Source organism: Megasphaera sp. MJR8396C (genome assembly GCF_001546855.1).
Lineage (GTDB): Bacteria > Bacillota > Negativicutes > Veillonellales > Megasphaeraceae > Megasphaera.
In genome coordinates this window covers 75,268-75,510 of sequence record NZ_KQ958195.1, presented here as the reverse complement: position 1 = coordinate 75,510, position 243 = coordinate 75,268, and positions in this window count along the sequence as shown.

Sequence of the window (243 nt, the reverse complement as noted above, 5' to 3'; positions counted from 1 at the left end):
TTACCCAATTCCCCGTAAGGGGACTGAAACTCGCCGAACTTCACGACGATACATAATTCCGGATACGATGTCGTATTACCCAATTCCCCGTAAGGGGACTGAAACGACGGCAAATAAAACTGCTAAAACCAAAACAAAAATAAGTCGTATTACCCAATTCCCCGTAAGGGGACTGAAACACTCCTCCAATCAGTCAGTCGAGATATAAAAAGACAAGTCGTATTACCCAATTCCCCGTAAGGG